The following is a 15,509-nucleotide window of genomic DNA, read 5'->3' as shown; positions in this document are numbered from 1 at the left end:
CTAGTCCGCCGGACGGGCCTCAGGCGCGCGAGAGCGCGTCCGCCGAGCCTTTCTCCACGAAGCCAGGGAGCCATTGCTCGGCGAGCGCCCGCGCTGGCACGTCCGCGTCGAGCTGCCCGATGATCGTGCCGACGCCGCTCAGCGCCCGCCCGATCATCAAGTATTCGGTCGGCATGTTGAGCTTGCGTCCGAACTGGACCGTCCGCATGCCGTTCTCGCCGAGCAAGATCCCCGTGGCGTCGCCGACGATCTCCTGGACCTTCTCCCGCGACATGTGGAAGCGCTCCTCGCCGAAGATCTCCTCCACCAGCGGCGCGTATTTCACGATGAGATGCTCCGGGATCGGCTCGCCCTTGCGCAGAAAGCCCGCCGCCTGGAACTCCTCGGTCGCCTCGTCGAACCGCTCCGCGAGAGACAGCCGGAGGCATTTGCCGATCGCCCGTGGCAGGCCGTCTGGGTACTGGGCCGCCGCGCCGAAGTCGAGCACGCCCAGCCGCCCGTCGTCCATCAGCATGAAATTGCCCGGGTGCGGGTCGACGTGCAGCGCCTTGACGACCACCGGGCTGGCCACAGTGAACTCCAGGAGCCGCTCGGCGGCCAAATCGCGCTGCGCCTGGCTCCCCTCCGCGATGATCGTCCGCAACGAGACCCCCTCGATCCATTCGGAGACGAGGACCTTCGGCGAGCTGGCCAGCACCTTCGGCACGAAAAAGCGCGGGTGGCCCCTGTACGCCTTGGCGAACAGGCGCTGGTTGTCCGCCTCCTGCCGGTAGTTCAGCTCCTCTTCGGTGCGGTCGACGGCCTCTTGGAGCAGCGTGTCGACGTCCATCTGCGGCAGGATCGGCTTGATCAGCTTGGACAGGCTCCGGATCGTCCGCAAATCGCTGCGGACCGCCTCGTCCGCGCCTGGGTACTGCACCTTGACGGCCACCGGCCTGCCGTCGGACCAGACAGCCCGATGGACCTGGCCGATGCTGGCCGCCGCGACGGGGGCGTCGCCGAACGACTGGAACCGCTCGCGCCAACGGGTGCCGAGCTGCTGGTCGAGCACTCGATGAATCCGGTTCGCCGGCAGTGGCGGGGCCTCGTCCTGCAGTTTGGCCAATTGCTCGCGGAACGGGGCCGCGATCTCCTCGGGCAGCGCGATCTCGTAGATGCTCAGGAGCTGTCCGACCTTCATCGCGACGCCCTTGAGCTCGCCGAGGACTTTGAACAGCTCCTCCGCGGTCCTGACCGCCATCTCGACGTTGACTTCGTCCTGGCTCTTGCCGCCCAACCGTTTCCCAAGCCCGGCGGCGGCGCGGCCCGCCACGCCGACGGAGAAGGAGGCTAATTTCGCGTTCCGCCGCCACCCTTTGCGAGGGATGTCTTCACCCAATGCCACAGCCTCCTCAATGAAGTTTTGCCCAGCATAGCAGGGCGTATGTGATCTCCGTCTACGCGAGGCCGAAGGCGTCCCGCAATGTCACCGTCCGCAACCCACGGTTCTTGATGAGCTCCACGAGCTGCCCGTAGCAGTGCGTGACCCCAGGCAGATTGGCGTGGCTGAGCACGATGTTCTGCGGCCAGAACACGCTGCGCGCGGCCTGGACCAACCGGTCCGGGCTCTGCGCCCCGGCCACCGTCGAGTCGCCGAGCGTGCCGCCCCACAGCGCGACGGAGCGGTAGCCGTTGTCCGCCGCGATCTGGTCGGTCGCGGCGTTGCGCTTGCCGTAGGGCGGGCGGAAGAACGGCTGCCCGGTGACGCCGTAGGTGTTCTTGAGGAACCGCTCGTTGCGAACGATCTGGTCCGCGACTTCTTTCGCCGGAAGCCTGGTGATGTCCGGATGCGACCACGTGTGGTTGCCCAACGCCACCTGCCCGGACTCCACCATGGGGCGCAGCGCGGGGGCGCACAGGGTCCAGGAGGCGTTCACGCCGTTGGGGAAAAAAGTCATCCGGACTCCGGTGTCTTTCAGGAAGGCCGCGAACGCCGCGACCACGGCGACGCTGCACCCGTCGTCCACGGTCCACGCGAGCTGCGCGCCCTCGCCGGGCAGCCGGGTGATCACCCCGAACGGGGCGCCCACGACGGCGGGAGCCGGGCCGACGGGCGTCCGCGCGGAAGCCCTCGGCGTCCTCTGCCCCTCGGGCAGCACGTCGTCGAGGGCCACGTCCATGCCGCCGGTCGCCGAGCCGACGACCGCGACGCTCGCCGCCAGAGCTTGAAGGAACCGCCGCCTCCCCATCGCTGCCATGCTTTGATAGTACTGCGGACCAGGTCTCCCAAGCAGGATCAAACGCGTGTCGCAGTGCCAAAGTTCACACGTCAGGCTCTGTTCTTCAGCCGGCCCCGGGTATACAGTTAGGGATTAGAAACTATGTTTTCGGGCGTTTGTCGCGCTCAGGGCGCGACGGCATCTTGTTGAAAGAAAGGATCCTCCATGACTGAGTCGCAGAGCTACGAGACCAGGCAGGCCCGGCCGGCCGGACAGAGCCTCGCCGAGCGCGTCGCGCGCCTTGTCGCCATCGATCCGCAAGCCGCGGCCGCTGTGCCGGACAAGGCCGTCGCCGAGCGCGCGACGCAGCAGGGTTTGCGCCTCGCGCAGCGGATCGAAGCCTTCCTCTCCGGCTACGGAGACCGCCCGGCCCTCGCCCAGCGCGCTTTTGAGATCACAAAAGATCCCATCACCGGACGGGCTGTCGCGACGCTGCTGCCGAAGTTCGAGACGGTGAGCTACCGCGAGCTGCTGGAGCGCTCGCACGCGATCGCGAGCGAGCTGGCGAACCACGCCGAGGCCCCGGTCAAGGCCGGGGAGTTCATCGCGACCATCGGGTTCACCAGCACCGACTACACCTCTCTCGACATCGCGGGCGTGCTGCTCGGGCTCACCTCGGTGCCGCTGCAGACCGGGGCGACGACCGACACCCTCAAGGCCATCGCCGAGGAGACCGCGCCCGCCGTGTTCGGCGCGAGCGTCGAACACCTCGACAACGCCGTGACGACCGCGCTCGCGACCCCGTCGGTGCGCCGCCTGCTCGTGTTCGACTACCGCCAGGGCGTGGACGAGGACCGCGAGGCGGTCGAGGCCGCCCGAAGCCGGCTCGCCGAAGCGGGCAGCGCCGTCCTGGTGGACACGCTGGACGAGGTGATCGCCCGTGGCCGCGCCCTCCCCCGCGTGGCGCTCCCGCCCGCCACCGACGCGGGCGACGACTCCCTGTCCCTGCTCATCTACACCTCCGGGTCCACCGGCACCCCGAAGGGCGCGATGTACCCCGAGCGCAACGTCGCGCAGTTCTGGGGCGGCATCTGGCACAACGCCTTCGACGACGGCGACTCGGCCCCGGACGTTCCCGACATCATGGTCAACTTCATGCCGCTCAGCCACGTCGCCGGGCGCATCGGCCTGATGGGCACCCTCTCCAGCGGCGGCACCACGTACTTCATCGCCAAGAGCGACCTCTCCACGTTCTTCGAGGACTACTCGCTCGCCCGGCCCACCAAGCTCTTCTTCGTGCCGCGGATCTGCGAGATGATCTACCAGCACTACCAGAGCGAGCTGGACCGCATCGGCGCGGCGGACGGCTCGCCCCAGGCCGAGGCGATCAAGACCGAGCTGCGCGAGAAGCTCCTCGGCGGGCGGGTCCTCACGGCGGGCTCCGGCTCGGCTCCGATGTCCCCCGAGCTCACCGCTTTCATCGAATCCGTGCTGCAAGTCCACCTGGTGGACGGCTACGGGTCGACCGAGGCGGGCCCCGTGTGGCGCGACCGCAAGCTGGTCAAGCCGCCGGTGACCGAGCACAAGCTGATCGACGTGCCCGAACTCGGCTACTTCTCCACCGACTCCCCGTATCCCCGAGGCGAGCTGGCGATCAAAACCCAGACCATCCTCCCCGGCTACTACAAGCGCCCGGAGACCACCGCCGAGGTCTTCGACGAAGACGGCTTCTACCTCACCGGCGACGTGGTCGCCGAGGTCGCCCCTGAAGAGTTCGTCTACGTGGACCGGCGCAAGAACGTCCTGAAGCTCTCGCAGGGCGAGTTCGTCGCGCTCTCGAAGCTGGAGGCGGCGTACGGCACGAGCCCGCTGGTGCGGCAGATCTCCGTCTACGGGTCGAGCCAGCGCTCGTACCTGCTCGCCGTCGTCGTCCCCACCCCGGAAGCCCTCGCGAAATACGGCGACGGCGAGGCGGTCAAGTCGGCGCTCGGCGACTCGCTGCAGAAGATCGCGCGCGAGGAGGGCCTGCAGTCCTACGAGGTGCCGCGCGACTTCATCATCGAGACCGATCCCTTCACCATCGAGAACGGCATCCTCTCCGACGCGGGCAAGACGCTGCGCCCGAAGGTGAAGGCGCGCTACGGCGAGCGGCTCGAAGCGCTGTACGCGCAGCTCGCCGAGACCCAGGCTGGCGAGCTGCGCTCGATCCGGGTCGGCGCGGGCGAGCGCCCGGTGATCGAGACCGTCCAGCGGGCCGCCGCCGCGCTGCTCGGAGCCTCCGCCGCAGAGGTCGACCCCGAGGCCCACTTCTCGGACCTCGGCGGCGACTCGCTCTCCGCGCTCACCTACTCCAACTTCCTGCACGAGATCTTCCAGGTCGAGGTGCCGGTGAGCGTCATCGTGAGCGCCGCGAACAACCTGCGCTCGGTTGCGGCGCACATCGAGAAGGAGCGCTCCTCCGGCAGCGACCGGCCCACCTTCGCGAGCGTGCACGGCGCGGGCGCGACGACGATCCGCGCGAGCGACCTGAAGCTGGAGAAGTTCCTCGACGCCCAGACCCTCGCCGCCGCCCCGTCCTTGCCCCGCCCGGCAAGCGAGGTCCGCACGGTGCTGCTCACCGGGTCCAACGGCTGGCTCGGGCGCTTCCTCGCCTTGGCCTGGCTGGAACGTCTGGTGCCGCAGGGCGGCAAGGTCGTCGTGATCGTGCGCGGCAAGGACGACAAGGCCGCCAAAGCCCGGCTGGACTCGGTCTTCGAGAGCGGCGACCCCGCGCTCCTCGCGCACTACGAGGATCTCGCCGACAAGGGCCTGGAAGTGCTCGCGGGCGACTTCAGCGACGCCGACCTCGGCCTGCGCAAGGCGGATTGGGACCGGCTCGCGGACGAAGTCGACCTCATCGTCCACTCCGGCGCGCTGGTGAACCACGTTCTGCCCTACAGCCAGCTGTTCGGCCCGAACGTGGTGGGCACGGCCGAGGTCGCCAAGCTCGCCCTCACCAAGCGGCTCAAGCCGGTCACCTACCTCTCCACGGTGGCGGTGGCCGTCGGCGTGGAGCCCTCGGCCTTCGAGGAGGACGGCGACATCCGCGATGTGAGCGCGGTGCGCTCCATCGACGAGGGCTACGCGAACGGCTACGGCAACAGCAAGTGGGCGGGCGAGGTGCTGCTGCGCGAGGCATACGAGCACGCGGGCCTGCCGGTCCGGGTGTTCCGCTCGGACATGATCCTCGCGCACCGCAAGTACACCGGACAGCTCAACGTCCCGGACCAGTTCACCCGGCTCATCCTGAGCCTTTTGGCCACCGGCATCGCCCCGAAGTCCTTCTACCAGCTCGACGCGACGGGCGGGCGCCAGCGCGCGCACTACGACGGCATCCCGGTGGACTTCACCGCCGAGGCCATCACCACACTCGGCCTCGCCGGTTCGGACGGCTATCACAGCTTCGACGTGTTCAACCCGCACCATGACGGGGTGGGCTTGGACGAGTTCGTGGACTGGCTCGTCGAGGCGGGGCACCCGATCTCGCGGGTCGACGACTACGCCGAGTGGCTGTCCCGGTTCGAGACTTCGCTGCGCGGCCTGCCGGAGGCGCAGCGCCAGCATTCGGTGCTCCCGCTGCTGCACGCGTTCGCCCAGCCCGCCCCGGCGATCGACGGCTCCCCGTTCCAGACCAAGAACTTCCAGTCCTCGGTCCAGGAGGCCAAGGTCGGCGCGGAGCACGACATCCCGCATCTGGACAAGGCGCTCATCGTCAAGTACGCCGAGGACATCAAGCAGCTCGGCCTGCTCTGAGACGCGGGGCGGGGGCGGCGAAAGACCCGCCTCCCCCGCCCCGCGCCTTGACCTTGCCCCTAAGGGCAAGGTGTAGCTTCGACCGCATGAGCGGCATGACGATCGGCGAACTCGCGAAGCAGGCGGGCGTGACGGCGAAAGCCGTGCGCTACTACGAGTCGCTCGGCCTGATCGAATCCGCGCGACTCGCCAACGGCTACCGGAGCTACCGCGAGGACGACGTGCGCCTGGTCCGCGAGATCAACGCCCTGCGCGGGCTCGGGATCCCCGTCGCGCGCACCCGCCCGTTCCTCGAATGCCTCGAGGCGGGGCACCCGCACTCCGACGAGTGCCCCGCCTCGTTGGCGGGCTTGCGCGACGCGATCCGCGAGACGACCGAGCGCATCGAGGCGCTGTCCTCCCGCCGCACGGCCCTGATCGCCCAACTGGCCGCCGCCGCGCATCGGGGCAGCGCCGCCGCCCCCGCGCTCTGGCGCTCCTACCTCGCCCTGCCCGAGGGCCTGCCGGTCCCCGAGGACGACGGAGCCGCCGCGCACCTGCCCGGAGCCCGCGTGCCGAAGCTCTCGCTCGCCGACACGTCGGGCGCGGCGGTCCGGCTGGACGAGCTGGGGCCGCGCCGCGCGGTGCTCTACATCTACCCCTCACCGGCCGCCCGGACTTCGACCTGCCGGAGGGCTGGAACGCCATCCCCGGAGCGAGGGGCTGCACCCCGGAGTCGTGCGGCTTCCGCGACCACTTCCACGACCTCCTCGAAGCGGGGGCAGGACGCGTGTACGGGCTGTCCAGCCAGGACTCCGACTACCAGCGCGAAGTCGTCGAACGGCTCCACCTGCCGTTCGACATGCTGTCCGACCCCGGCTTCAGCCTGGCCGAAGCCCTCCGGCTGCCCACCTTCGAGGCGGGCGGGGCCCGGTTGCACACGCGGCTGACCCTCGTCCTGCGCGAGGGCAGGGTCGAGCATGTCTTTTACCCGATCTTCCCGCCCGACCGGCACGCCGAGCAGGTCCTCGCCTGGCTGCGCGGCAACCCCCTCGAACCAGGCCGCGCCCCTGCGGCCCCGCCGCCGGAAAACAACAGCTGAAAGGCCGCCCGTTGCACATCCCCCGCCCCTTCGAGCCCGACGAAAGCTCCGTCCGCGACCTGCTCGCCAACATGGGGGCCGCCGACCTGGTCACCATGACCCCGCGCGGCCTGGCGGCCACGCCGCTCCCCTTCCAGCACGACCCCGGCTCCGGCGAACGCGGAGCGCTCCTCGGCCACATGGCGCGGAGCAACGGCCACTGGCGCGAGCCCGCGCAGGGCGAGGCGCTGGTGATCGTCCGAGGCCCGGAGGCGTACGTGACGCCGTCGTGGTACCCGACGAAGGCCGAGCACCACCGCGTGGTCCCCACCTGGAACTATGTGACCGCGCACGTGTACGGGCGGCTCGTCGTCCACGACGACCCGGCATGGGTCGAGCGGCAGATCCGAGGCCTCACCGATCGGCACGAGGCCGACTCCGCGACCCCGTGGTCCGTCGACCAGGCCCCCGCGCAGTTCGTCGAGCGCCAGCTGCGGGCCGTCGTCGGCGTCGAAGTGGTCATCAGCCGCGTCGAGGCGAAGTTCAAGCTCAGCCAGAACCAGCCGCCGGAGAACATCGACGGCGTGATCGAAGGGCTCCGAGCCAGAGGCAGGCCCGACGACGCCGCCGTCGCCGCCCTGGTCCGGGCGCACCGGGACGCGTGAGCGGCGCGGGCAGGCAGAGCCCCGTCCGCGCAGGGAGCCTCAGGGCTGGTACTTCGCCATGTCGAACAAACCGTCCACCGGGACGAAGAAGCGCTCCACCTGCTCGTCGTCGGGGCAATCCCGCGCCACCGACTTGACCGTCCGCCCCCGGTCCACCACGGTGATGCTCCAGATCCCCGCGTCGAAGCACCTCCCCGAGCGCTTGCCCTCCTCCTCCCCGCTCGGCAACGCGGACGCGTCGGCGAGCAGTTTGGACCACATCGCCTCCGGCACCGGCCTGGACTCCTGGCCGAGCACCGCGTCGCCCTGCCCGTGCACGACCAACCTCGCGTGGCCTCGGCGCACTTCGAAGCTGAACCGCCGGAGCCATTTCGTCCCATAGGTCAGCGGCGAAACGTTGGCGTAGGACAATTCGAGGACCGTGCCGTCGGGGTCGAGCGGCGCGGCGGCGGCGGACGGGGCGATCAGCGCGGCGAATGCGACGGCGACGGCGAAAGCCCGTCGACAAACCCCCACGGACGAGACGAACATGCGCCGATGCTACGCCCCCTCACGAGCGGGTCAGCGTGAACCACAGCAGTTTGACCGCCCGCCCGCGCACATCGGCCAGGCCGAGGCACAGGTACACGTTCGGGGAGATCTGGACGGCCTCGTCCACCGCGGTACGCATCACGAGCGTGGTCGCAGGGTCGCGGTAGTCGACGGTGAACACCGCCTTGCCGGGGAACACCAGGCTCTCGGTCCGCTTGTTCGCGAACCGGACGCCCCACAGCCGGGCCTGGTCCGCGTGGAAGCCGCCGCCGGGGAAGACGAGCGGGGCGAGCGGGCGGAACCAGCGGGCGAACCCGTTGATCCCCCGGCCCCGCCCGCGTCGAACTTCTTGTGCAGCCAGAACCCGGTGTTGAAGAAGAGCCGCACCACCGCGTCCACCGGCAGGCCCAGCGGCGCCGCCACCAGGCCGATGTCCGTGTTCCCCGCGATGGACTCCGGCGCGGGAGCGGCTTGGAAGACGCGGGCCAGCTCCGCGAACGCGGCGCGGCGACGGCGCAGGCTGGCCCGCCGCGTCCGCGCGCACCAAGCTGCGGCCTCGGCGTCGGAGGCGAACGGGAGCTTCGAATCCGCCGGGGCCATCACGCCACAGCCTCGTTCTCGGCGGCCCCGAGCCATGCCTCGATCTGGTCCACGACCCACGGGCCGTCGTCCAGGGTCAGATCGTGCCCCGCCGTCTCGTGGTAACGGATCGGGGCTCCGAGCCGGGCCGCGATGGTCTCCGAGGAGGAAGCCGCCACCAGCCGGTCCCGCCGAGCGGCGAGGACCAACGCGGGCGGACGCACCCGTTTCGGCATCGGGAACACGACCGCGGCGATGATCTGATTGGCCAGGCTCGCGTTCGAAGGCCGCTGCTCGGCGAGGTAGCCCGCCCAGCGCTCGGCGAGGCCGGTCCGGTCGATCCCAGGGTTGTTCGTGACCCGCTCCAGGACGGTCAGCTCCCGTTCCACGTCGGACTTGAAACGCCCGAGCGCGAGCTCGGGCAGCGCGGACGGCGCGAACCGGTGGAAGAGCGGGGTCGCGGCGGTGCTGGAGTTGATGACCACCACCCTGCCGAAATCCGCCGGATAGCGGGCGCACCAGTCCAGCGCCACCATCCCGCCGAGCGAAATGCCCAGCAGCGTCCAGTCCGCCCCGCCACCGCCGAAGCGCGCCCTGATGTCGTCGGTGATGCCCGCGATCGTCCGAGGCGAGACCCTGCGGTGCTCCGACCCGAACCCAGGAGCGTCCACGCACGCCACCGTCGCCCCGAGCCTGCTCTCGAGCAGCGCGGGGAACTCCTCCCAGTGGCGGCTCTCCCGGCTGAGCCCCCGCAACAGCAAGAATTTCGGCATCGGCCTCTCCTGACGCTCGCGAAGCGGACCTGATCGCCTCACTGTAGCAATCCCGGTCGGAGCCGCCGCGCCGGCCGACCTCCCCTACACTCACCGCCATGACATTTTCTCAGAACGAGCGGGCCGGCCTGGTGCGCGCGGCGCAGACCGCCGGACCCGACGCGCCGACCCTCTGCGAGGGCTGGACGGTCCGCGACCTCGTCGCCCACCTCGTCCTGCGCGAATCGCTCCGTTTCGACAACGCCGCCGGGATCGCCGTGCCGATGCTCGCCGCGCGCACCGCCCGCGCGCAGCAGAAAGTCGCCGAGCGCGGCTGGGAATCGCTGCTCGACGCCGTCGCGGGCGGACCGCCATGGTACACCCCTTTCGCCCTGGTCGACCGCGCTGCGAACCTGGTCGAGATGTTCATCCACCACGAGGACATCTTGCGGGCGCAGCCCGGCCACCGGCCTCGGACAGCCACCCCAGGGCTCCGCAAAGCGCTCGCCCGGCCCATGCGGCTCATGGGCGCGGTCGCGCTGCAGAAGACGCCCGGCTCCGTGACCCTCTCGACCCCGCAGGGCGCGGTGCTCGCCCGAGGCGGCCAAGGCGGCGAGCCCGTCGCCGTGACCGGCGAGATCGAAGAGCTCGTGCTCTTCGCCTACGGCCGCAAGCCCGTCACCGTCGCCCTCGACGGCTCCGAGGCCGCGAAGGCCGCCGTCCTCGCCGCGCCCCGAGGCATCTAAGCCGGGGCGGCCAGGGCCGGCAATCATGCGATGCGCCACGCCGTGGAGCCGTGACCAAAGAGGCATCGCCATGGGCCACGCGCCACGGAGCCACTCCTCGTTGCGCCTCTGATGGCGCTCGGGCCGGTTTTGACCATGAATTTGGGAAACGCTTTGCCCCGAGTTCGTGAGCAATCGATCTTGCTCCGAGTCACCGAGCGCTTTCAGGATTGGCGAGCAAAAGGCTCCTGGATTCGGGAGCATGATCAGCGGGAAGCCGGGATGACGCAGGCGAACGGCCGGCCTCGATCTGCTCGTCCTCGGGGTCCTCGGCAGCCCGTACTGCTTCACGCGCGGGCCGACGTCCTCGCGCCCGGAGCGGTACACCATGCGGCACAGCCTTTCGATGCCTCACGGCATGCGCTTCTGGGATCGCCGAGAAGCGCGCGATCACTGTTCCGCTGGAAACTACGCTGAAAGCAGCAGCATCGCAACTTGCGGATACCGCAATCCGTCAAGCTCCGCCCCGCTTGCGCATGCGCGTCGTTCGGGACGAGGCGCGGTTCCTGACCAGCCCGGTCACATGAGCTGGCGCTGGAAGTACGTGTACTCCAGCGCGGTGGTGACGGCGCTCTGCGCGATGTTCGCGCCCGAGCCGTGGCCGCCCTCGGTGACTTCGTAAAAGAAATACGGATCGCCGAAGGAGGCGAGCTTCGCGGCGAATTTGCGGGCGTGCTGCGGGCCGACCCGGTCGTCTTTGGTCGTGGTCCAGATGAACGGCGCGGGGTACCGCACGCCGCGTTTGAGGTTCTGGTACGGCGAGACGGATTCGAGGAACGCGCGCTCCTCCGGCACGCGCGCGCTGCCGTACTCCCCGGCCCAGGACGCGCCCGCGTCGATCTGCTCGTAGCGCAGCATGTCCAGGAGCGGGACGCCGATGTCCACGGCGTTCCACAGCTGCGGGCGCTGGACGAGTTCGACGCCCATCAGCAGCCCGCCGTTGGAGGCTCCTTGGATCCCGAGGCGGCGGGGCGAGGTGATTTTGCGGGCGACGAGGTCTTCCCCGACCGCCGCGAAGTCGTCGTAGGCGCGCTGGCGGTTGGTCTTGAGCGCGGCGTCGTGCCAGGCCGGGCCGAATTCGCCGCCGCCCCGGATGTTCGCGAGGACGAAGACGCCGCCCCGCTCGAGCCAGAGCTGCCCCCGGACGCCGCTGTAGGAGGGGGTCATCGAGTTGCCGAACCCGCCGTAGGCGTAGAGGATCGTGGGGTTGGAGCCGTCGAAGGGGATGTCGTTGCGGCGCACCACGAAGTACGGGACTTTCGTGCCGTCTTTCGAGGTGGCCTCCAGCTGCTCGGCCATCAGGCCGGTCGCGTCGAACTGCGGCGGCAGCGATACGACCGGACGGGCCGTTCCGGCCGCCGCGTCCATCCGCCACACCGTGGTCGGGGCGAGGAAGGAGCCCACGGAGAAGTACGCGGTCGCGCTGTTCGGCGCGGCGGAGAGCAGGTCAGCGCTCGCCAGCTCCGGGATCGGCACGTCCTTGCTCGACCAGGAGCCGTCTGCGGCGGGGAGGTATTCGGCGATCCGCCCGCTGACCTCGTGCAGCGTGCTGACGATCAGACCGCCCCTCGTGACGGCGACCCCGTGCAGGGCGTCGCGCGGCCCTGGGGCCCAGACGAGCGTCGGCCGCAAGCCCGCCGGGTCCGCCGTCAGGTCGGCGAGGCGCAGCGAGACGAGCGAGCCTGAGGCGAACGTCGAGCCCGCGACGGCCCAGTCCTGGTCGAGCCGGACGACCAGGCGCCCCGCGACCAGGCCCGCCAGGCTCGACTTCGGCGGCAGCGCGAGCTTCGGGGTCCCGTCCTGCGCGACGAGGCGGTACTCCGACTCGAAGAACGAGGGGTTGCGCACCAAGAGCGCGACCGCGCCGCCGTCGCCGTCGTGCAGCACGGCTGCGGACTCCTGCATGTCGGACTGCTGTCCTCGCCCGATCTCGGCCGCGCTGTCCAACGTCTGCCCGCGCCGAAGCGTTTTCACGATGTACGGATAGCCGGAGCTGGTCAGCTCACCCGGCCGCCACTCCCGCGACACCAGGAGCGTGTCCTCGTCCAGCCACTGCGCGTCCTGCTTGCCGCGCGGCAGGGCGAAGCCGTCAGGGACGAACGAGCGCGTCCGGGTGTCGAATTCGCGGACCGTCACCGCGTCCTCGCCGCCCTCGGAGAGCTCGACCAGGCACCGGTTCGGCGCGGCAAGCGAGCAGTCCGCCCCTTTCCACACCCAGTTCTTGCCCTCGGCCTCGGCGACCCGGTCCAGGTCGAGCACCGTCGTCCAGTGCGGCTCCCCTGTCTCGTAGCCGCCGACGGACGTCTGGCGCCAGATCCCTCGCGTGTGGTCCTTGTCCTGCCAGAAGTTGAAGACCGAGTCGCCGACGATCTGCGGCCGCGCGAGCCGCTGCGGCGACTCGCCGAGCGCCGTCGCCTTCGCCAGGTTCTCCGCGTAGCGCGGATCCTCGCCAAGCGCGGCCATGGTCTTCCGGTTCTCGTCGGCGACCCAGCGCGAGGCCTCGGGGCTCGCCACCGCTTCCAGCCACAGGAACGGGTCTTGCTCGGCGCTTCGCGTTCCGCTCGAACACGCGCCGGTGAAAAGGGCCAACGCCGCAAGCGCCGCCCTGCGCATACCTCTCATGCTTGCCCAGCATACGGGGGCCCGTCCCTGCCACGCTGCGGAAAACCGCTCCCCCGCGTCTGCCTTTTGCATTAATATGTGCTCATGACGCACGACGAACTCAAGAACATGGCCGACCAACTCGTCGCCGTTCTGGGCAGCGAGACGGTGGCCCCGATGGACCGCGCCGCGGCCCACACCGTCCTCGTCTCCATCGTCGACCAGATCGAAGCCGGCTGGCGCGAGCGCATCAACGTCCGCGACGAGCTGCTCAAAGCCGCCGAGGAGCGCATCTTGTCCCTTGAGGCGGAGCTGTTCCTGATCAACCAGGGCAAGCCCGCCGCCAAGGACGAGTGAGGCCGGCTCCGGCCGCTTGCCCGTTCCGGCTCATTCGCCCCAGGAGCCGAATCCGCCGCGCCCCCGCTCGTCGACGACGCCCTCGAACCACGTCTTCGCGCGCGCCGCCTCGTCCGGGCACATATGCTGCACCAGCAGCCGGAAGACCCGGTGCGCGCGTTCGACCGACTCCGGGCCGTAGTCCTTGCCGTGCTCTTGCAGCCATGCCTCTGCCGGAGCTTTCTGCTTGGCCTGGATCACCAACGCTTCTTCGACCGTGCAGCCAAGGACCCTGGCGACCAAGGGGATCGCCTCCTCGACCACGCCCTCGCGCTCGAGATAGCCCGAGATGCCGAAGAGCGCGTACAGATCGACACTGCCGGTGAAGTCGTAGGAGCTGCTCTGATCCACTGGACTATTCTAAGCGAGCCCGGCTCGCGAAGCCCTCCCGCTCGCCCAGCGCAGGACGGGAGTTTCCTGCTTAGGATGGTGGTATGTTCCACCGGTACATCGCGGAAGAGATCGCCACCGATGGCGCAGAGGGGGTCATCCCCCGCCGCGAAGCTCTCGCCAGGCTCACCGCGCTCGGCCTCTCCGCCGCCTCGGCGGCGGCGCTCATCGCCGCGTGCGCTCCCGAGGGCCAGAAGCCGGGCCGGGCCGGGGAGGCCGGTTCTGGCTCGGGCTCCCCGCAGCCCGACGAGGCTCCGCCTGGCGTCCTCGGCGCGCTGCGGGTGGAGCCGACGACGTTCCCCGGAAGGCGGGGCGAGTTGCTCGGAGCCTGGTCGAAAGCCGACCGAGCCAGGGGCGCGGTGCTGGTGATCCACGAGAACCGGGGCCTGACCGAGCACATCAAGACCATCCCAGGCCGCCTCGCGGGCGCGGGCTTCTCTGCGCTGGCCGTCGACCTTCTCTCCGAGGAAGGCGGCACCGCGAAATTCGCGAGCCAGGACGAGGCGACCAAGGCCTTGATGGCGGCCCCCGCCGAGCGGTTCGTCGCCGACCTGCGATCCGCTCTCGACGAGCTCGCGAGGCGCGAGCCAGGCAAGAAGCTCGCCGTGGTCGGCTTCTGCTTCGGCGGCGGCCTGACGTGGCAGCTGCTGCTGACCAAAGACCCCAGGATCGCCGTCGGAGCCCCGTTCTACGGGCCACTGCACGAAGAAGGCCCGCCCGAAGCCCCGGTGGATTTCCGGGGGAGCGACGCGGCGGTGATCGCGTTCTACGGCGAGGAGGACGCGCGGGTCAACGCGAGCCGCGCGGCGGCGGAAAGCTCGCTCCAAGCGGCCGGTTTGACCCACGCGATCATAGTCGAGCGCGGGGCCAACCACGCCTTCTTCAACGACTCCGGGCCCCGGTACGTCCCGAGGGCGGCCGAGGACGCATGGCGCCAGCTGATCTCCTGGTTCGACAAGTACCTCGCCTGACCCAGGCCGAAATCAGGCCGAGCGGACCCGGTCCGCAAGCTGTTCCAGCAGCTGCAACGCCAGCTCTTGGTCGTCGTCGTTGCGCCACGAGACGCTCACGAACACCCCGCGCAGGCCGCCGATGACGCTGACGACGCGGTCGGCCACCTCGTTCTCCTGGTCGCTGCCGGTGATCCGGACGTTGCCTGTGGTCCGCTGCTCGTAGGAGACGGCCTCGTCAAGGCCGAGCGCGGGAGGCTTGAGCCGCTCCAGCGTCACCGTCTCTTCGCCCTCGACCCCGCCGAAGCTCGGCGGGGTGCGATATCGCCCGCATTTGGCGAGCCAGTCCTCGATCTGGCCCGCATGGCCTTGGGCCGCAGTCTGCTTCCCGATCGCGACGACCACCGTGCGCCGGTCCGACTCGTCCGAAGGCAACGCCGCCGCGACCACGTTGGCGACGAAACCTGCCGGATTGCCCGTCGCGCAGCCTGGGGGATCCGTCTCTGGCAGCTTGCGCTTCCCCGTCCCGGACGCGTCCGCCGGGCTCGGGCTCAAGAACGCGTCCGGGGGAAAGTCGTCCTGCGTCGGCAGAAGGGCGAACAAGTCGTTGTCCGGACGCGTGGCGAGCTGCCCTTCCGCGCTTTGCGGGCTCGGAGCCGGAACAGCAGCGCGGGCGCTTGGGGAGGCCAGTCCGCCCGCCGCCTCGGCGGACCGCTCGCACCCGGCAAGCCCGAACGCCGCGACGAGCGCCGCCAACGGCACAACTGTCCCCCGACTCGCCATGCTCGCAACTCCTCTCGATCCCCTGCC

The 15,509-nt window shown here is 70.1% G+C and carries 13 protein-coding genes and 1 pseudogene; 6 read left to right on the top strand and 8 right to left on the bottom strand.

Features of this window, described 5'->3' with window-relative positions; translation table 11 throughout:
- Positions 1 to 19: 19 nt before the first annotated feature.
- The gene (locus HMPREF9336_RS16310) at positions 20 to 1,378 is read right to left on the bottom strand and encodes an ABC1 kinase family protein (protein WP_007468891.1); all 1,359 of its coding nucleotides are present in this window, start codon (positions 1,376 to 1,378) and stop codon (positions 20 to 22) included.
- Positions 1,379 to 1,436: 58 nt separating this feature from the next.
- On the bottom strand, positions 1,437 to 2,228 hold the full coding sequence (locus HMPREF9336_RS16305) for a polysaccharide deacetylase family protein (RefSeq protein WP_021030878.1): 792 nt from the start codon (positions 2,226 to 2,228) through the stop codon (positions 1,437 to 1,439).
- A gap of 195 nt (positions 2,229 to 2,423) precedes the next feature.
- Here HMPREF9336_RS16305 and car point away from each other — a divergent pair, with 195 nt between their 5' ends.
- From car to HMPREF9336_RS16290, 3 genes and pseudogenes are all read left to right on the top strand, one after another.
- The gene (gene car / locus HMPREF9336_RS16300) at positions 2,424 to 5,990 is read left to right on the top strand and encodes a carboxylic acid reductase (RefSeq protein WP_007468889.1); all 3,567 of its coding nucleotides are present in this window, start codon (positions 2,424 to 2,426) and stop codon (positions 5,988 to 5,990) included.
- Positions 5,991 to 6,085: 95 nt separating this feature from the next.
- Positions 6,086 to 7,071 (top strand): annotated as a pseudogene (locus HMPREF9336_RS16295) (MerR family transcriptional regulator).
- 11 nt (positions 7,072 to 7,082) lie between these two features.
- The gene (locus HMPREF9336_RS16290; protein ID WP_007468887.1) at positions 7,083 to 7,715 is read left to right on the top strand and encodes an FMN-binding negative transcriptional regulator; all 633 of its coding nucleotides are present in this window, start codon (positions 7,083 to 7,085) and stop codon (positions 7,713 to 7,715) included.
- A gap of 39 nt (positions 7,716 to 7,754) precedes the next feature.
- On the opposite strand, the gene HMPREF9336_RS16285 is transcribed toward HMPREF9336_RS16290, so the two are convergent.
- The 3 genes from HMPREF9336_RS16285 to HMPREF9336_RS16275 form a co-directional block, all read right to left on the bottom strand.
- Complete coding sequence (locus tag HMPREF9336_RS16285; protein WP_007468886.1) at positions 7,755 to 8,246, bottom strand: hypothetical protein; 492 nt, start codon at positions 8,244 to 8,246, stop codon at positions 7,755 to 7,757.
- Between the two features lie 138 nt (positions 8,247 to 8,384).
- Complete coding sequence (locus HMPREF9336_RS18120; RefSeq protein WP_244431685.1) at positions 8,385 to 8,846, bottom strand: hypothetical protein; 462 nt, start codon at positions 8,844 to 8,846, stop codon at positions 8,385 to 8,387.
- Positions 8,846 to 9,598, bottom strand: a complete 753-nt coding sequence (locus HMPREF9336_RS16275; RefSeq protein WP_007468884.1) for an alpha/beta fold hydrolase — start codon at positions 9,596 to 9,598, stop codon at positions 8,846 to 8,848. The genes HMPREF9336_RS18120 and HMPREF9336_RS16275 overlap by 1 nt, the downstream gene beginning before the upstream one ends.
- A 98-nt stretch (positions 9,599 to 9,696) precedes the next feature.
- On the opposite strand from HMPREF9336_RS16275, the gene HMPREF9336_RS16270 reads away from it, so the two are divergent.
- Positions 9,697 to 10,323: a TIGR03085 family metal-binding protein gene (locus HMPREF9336_RS16270; RefSeq protein WP_007468883.1), complete on the top strand. Its 627-nt coding sequence runs from the start codon at positions 9,697 to 9,699 to the stop codon at positions 10,321 to 10,323.
- A gap of 558 nt (positions 10,324 to 10,881) precedes the next feature.
- Here the strand turns inward: HMPREF9336_RS16270 and HMPREF9336_RS16265 are convergent.
- Complete coding sequence (locus HMPREF9336_RS16265; protein WP_007468882.1) at positions 10,882 to 12,984, bottom strand: prolyl oligopeptidase family serine peptidase; 2,103 nt, start codon at positions 12,982 to 12,984, stop codon at positions 10,882 to 10,884.
- A gap of 84 nt (positions 12,985 to 13,068) precedes the next feature.
- On the opposite strand from HMPREF9336_RS16265, the gene HMPREF9336_RS16260 reads away from it, so the two are divergent.
- Positions 13,069 to 13,320: a hypothetical protein gene (locus HMPREF9336_RS16260; protein ID WP_007468881.1), complete on the top strand. Its 252-nt coding sequence runs from the start codon at positions 13,069 to 13,071 to the stop codon at positions 13,318 to 13,320.
- 30 nt (positions 13,321 to 13,350) lie between these two features.
- Here the strand turns inward: HMPREF9336_RS16260 and HMPREF9336_RS16255 are convergent, their stop codons facing one another.
- Entirely contained in the window at positions 13,351 to 13,710 is a 360-nt protein-coding gene (locus HMPREF9336_RS16255; protein ID WP_007468880.1) for a hypothetical protein, read from the bottom strand.
- Between the two features lie 83 nt (positions 13,711 to 13,793).
- Between HMPREF9336_RS16255 and HMPREF9336_RS16250 the strand changes: the two genes are divergently transcribed.
- Positions 13,794 to 14,720 carry a dienelactone hydrolase family protein gene (locus HMPREF9336_RS16250; protein ID WP_007468879.1) on the top strand — a complete coding sequence of 309 codons (927 nt, stop codon included), beginning with the start codon at positions 13,794 to 13,796 and terminating at the stop codon, positions 14,718 to 14,720.
- Between the two features lie 12 nt (positions 14,721 to 14,732).
- Here HMPREF9336_RS16250 and HMPREF9336_RS16245 read toward each other — a convergent pair whose 3' ends face one another.
- On the bottom strand, positions 14,733 to 15,482 hold the full coding sequence (locus HMPREF9336_RS16245; protein ID WP_021030874.1) for a hypothetical protein: 750 nt from the start codon (positions 15,480 to 15,482) through the stop codon (positions 14,733 to 14,735).
- Between the last annotated feature and the right edge of the window lie 27 nt (positions 15,483 to 15,509).

It is taken from the genome of Segniliparus rugosus ATCC BAA-974 (assembly GCF_000185725.2).
Classification (GTDB): domain Bacteria; phylum Actinomycetota; class Actinomycetes; order Mycobacteriales; family Mycobacteriaceae; genus Segniliparus; species Segniliparus rugosus.
The sequence above is the reverse complement of the archived record's forward strand: the minus strand, read 5'-3'. Positions and strand labels throughout refer to the sequence as shown.